At 36.0% G+C, this 2,937-nt stretch carries 4 protein-coding genes and 1 pseudogene; all 5 read right to left on the reverse strand.

All coding sequences use genetic code 11. The features are described from left to right. Positions 1 to 100, reverse strand: a pseudogene (locus AX663_RS11110) (DUF6287 domain-containing protein); the annotation flags it as partial. A gap of 97 nt (positions 101 to 197) precedes the next feature. Beyond that, complete coding sequence (locus tag AX663_RS10965; protein ID WP_231605976.1) at positions 198 to 1,028, reverse strand: sensor histidine kinase; 831 nt, start codon at positions 1,026 to 1,028, stop codon at positions 198 to 200. Between the two features lie 179 nt (positions 1,029 to 1,207). Then, the gene (locus AX663_RS10970) at positions 1,208 to 1,492 is read right to left on the reverse strand and encodes a hypothetical protein (RefSeq protein WP_231605975.1); all 285 of its coding nucleotides are present in this window, start codon (positions 1,490 to 1,492) and stop codon (positions 1,208 to 1,210) included. Next, on the reverse strand, positions 1,489 to 2,223 hold the full coding sequence (locus tag AX663_RS08660) for a response regulator transcription factor (RefSeq protein ID WP_060973247.1): 735 nt from the start codon (positions 2,221 to 2,223) through the stop codon (positions 1,489 to 1,491). The genes AX663_RS10970 and AX663_RS08660 overlap by 4 nt, the downstream gene beginning before the upstream one ends. Positions 2,224 to 2,470: 247 nt before the next feature. Further along, positions 2,471 to 2,937 (reverse strand): DUF6287 domain-containing protein (locus tag AX663_RS08665; RefSeq protein WP_060973248.1); only part of this gene is annotated, 467 nt, incomplete at its 5' end.

The raw sequence follows: 2,937 nt of genomic DNA on the forward strand, positions 1-2,937 counted from the left end.
GCGCCGACTCATGACTATTAAACTTAGTCACTAAGAAGACAGCGAGGATAACTACAATAAGAGCTGATAGAATACCAATGAGTTTACTTGTATTTTTCATGAGTGAGATTCCTTTTCTGATAATTTACGAGGTTATTATAATATCTAGAAAGCTAAATTTTTCATTGAAGTCATAAACAGTCGTTTTTTCGTCATAATCAAACCACATCTTCTATTTTTAGCGTCTGTTTAAAACGATAGTCTTTAGATTGTGTTGACAAAGAACAATTAGGGTACTTCCCTAAAATCTCTCGAACAGTGGACAGACCTATACCACGTCCCTCTCCTTTACTTGAGCGGCCAAGTTTAAAGATACCGACTGTATTGATAGATTCTTGAGCAATGGTATTCTCCACTATTACTACCTTCGTCTCTCCACTGATAAGAGCAATGTTCACTTCTTTAGTACTGCTATCCAAACTCCCCTCAATAGCATTATCCAAGAAGATGGACAGCACCGTTATGAAATCCAACAATTCCATCCTCGATACTTCAAAGACGTCGCTGACCTCAAGGTGAACGGTAATAGACTGTCCCTGTGCTTCCAAGATTTTACTAGCCAAGACACCTTTAACGGCTTCATCTTTAATATTAATCAAGTTGGCAATTTCGTACTGTTTTCCCTCAATCCGAGTCTTTGTTTTTTCAAGAATGTTATCGTAGATATCAGAAATGATAGCTATATCTTTGGAGTCAATGCCATATTTGATACTAGACAAAACATTTAGGTAATCATGCCTAAATCGACGAAGATCAGTATAGAGTCTCTCGATTTGTTGACTATAATGAGCCAAATCACTCATTTGCCTATCTTTTTGGAGTAGGACTTCTTCTTTTAGCCTCTCACTGAAGGTCGCATTGATATAAACAAGGGTCGCAAGAAAGAGTAAAGCATAAGTCACCACGAGATAAACATGCCAATCTCTTCCTCCAGGGCTCTGTTGCACAAAAAAGGTAATATATTGGAGAAGGAGGGCATAAGATAACATTGATATATCTATAAGCAATAAAAAGTACTTTGAAAATGACTTTCTAAAACCATAGTTCAATGCTTTGAAATCTACTTTTAAGGTCTTAATGATTAACCAAAACACAGGAAAGACTAGCAACTCAATGACAAGGTTTAAATGGAAATGGTTAAGTACTATCATATAATGACGATTGATGACTAAGGCAATCCCATAAATAATAAGATTGGAAACAAGCCATAGAAAATATCTAATAACCTATTGCCATAACGATTTCTGTAGAAGGAATAAACAACCAAGAAGGCATGCCCTAAAACATAGGATAGGGCTGGAGAAAGCACAAACAAAAATCGGATAATCAAGGGGATGATGATATACCATCTTAACTTTATCTTCTCGGAGGTAATATATTGATAAATGAGAATAAAGAGGATAATCTCCGCTAAAAAGTCTAGATTATCCAACACAAAATTAATCGCTGTCATCGTCCAATTCTCTCAATCAATTTCTTTAGTTTCAATTTTGAAACATAGCAAACGCCACCATTTTCAAAATAGACCGTCCCCGTACTTTTATCTAATTTGATGATATTTTCTGGATTAACTAGGAAGGACTTATGACATTTAAACAGTCTAGGGTCGCTCTTTTCAATTTGAGAGAGACTGCCATAAAACTCAATCTGCTCCTCTTTAGTATAAAGGATAACCTTATGAACGATATCCGAGGTCTCAAGGTACAAGATATCATGAAAGGGAACCTGAATAACGGTCTTAACATTCTCAATCCGAAAAGCGTCTTCTGGATTCTGACTCTGTATCTTTTTGCAGGTTAATAAGATAATACTTTCCACACGCTTTTGAAAGTCCTCTCCCTCCAAAGACTTATCAATAAAGTCTAGAGCTGCCAGTTGGTATTGAAAAGTTAAGGGAAGATACTCTGAATGAGTCGTGAAAAAAACAATATTGGCATAGGGGTCGTTCTTGCGAATCTGCTTAGCCACTTCTAAACCTTTTTTAGTATCGTCTTTAATCTGAATGTCCAGGAAAAAGAGCTGATGAGATCCTCTCTCAGTAACAGACTCTAACAGTTGATTGGGTTTGTCAAAAACCTCAAAGTCACCCACTTTAATGTTATTTTTCTTAAGAATCGTATGAATAACCTCTTCAATACGATTTTGTTGGATAAAATGATCCTCTAAAACATAGATGTCAAGCATGGCATAACTTCCTTTAGCATAATCTTAAGAGAAATTCTAAGTTAGAGCATTTCTTTAATAAATGAACCTCTCTTATTTATTCAAAATGAGATTTATTGTTCTCTTTACTCATTTTACATTTTTATTACAAAAAAACAATAGTTTGTAACATTTTTTTACTTCAATCAACTAAAAAAACACCCCACAAAGTTAGATTTTATCTGTCTAACTTTTGGGGTGCAGTTCATAAATAGCAATCTTTTTCGTACTAGTTACGATAATAAGGGACACCTTCAGCAGTTTGGTCCTGACCAATAACAAGGTAATCAGAGCCGTTACTACCTCCAGAAATCGCTCTCAATGCAGCTGAGCTTGTATCTGAGAAAACTCCTGCATAGAAAATATTATCTGAAACTCTTTGAGGCTTCAATTGAGCAGTATAACCTGTTGAGTTTTTAATAATTGTACCATCAGCATTAATTGTAACTGATTCACCATTCGCATTAGTCCAAGTTCCCACAAGAGAGCTAATATCACCATTGTCAAGGGCACCAAAGTCAAGCGATGATTGACTATTATTTGTGTTCTTTTCAGATTTAACCTTGTCTGTTCCAGCTGTTGCTTCAGCCACTTGTCCACCATCTGTAGTACCTGCTTGAGCTTGTTCTTGAGAAGAAGTCTTAGGTGCTACTGCTGAGGCCTGATTGTCATTTTCTTCATTTGTGACTGCTGAAG

Source organism: Streptococcus sp. CCH8-H5, assembly GCF_001556505.1.
GTDB lineage: Bacteria > Bacillota > Bacilli > Lactobacillales > Streptococcaceae > Streptococcus.

Bases quoted from the DNA above. Each gene is read 5' to 3' on its own strand.
- AX663_RS10965 (WP_231605976.1), bottom strand. From the start codon at position 1,028: ATGTTATCTTATGCCCTCCTTCTCCAATATATTACCTTTTTTGTGCAA.
- AX663_RS10970 (WP_231605975.1), bottom strand. From the start codon at position 1,492: ATGACAGCGATTAATTTTGTGTTGGATAATCTAGACTTTTTAGCGGAG.
- AX663_RS08660 (WP_060973247.1), bottom strand. From the start codon at position 2,223: ATGCTTGACATCTATGTTTTAGAGGATCATTTTATCCAACAAAATCGT.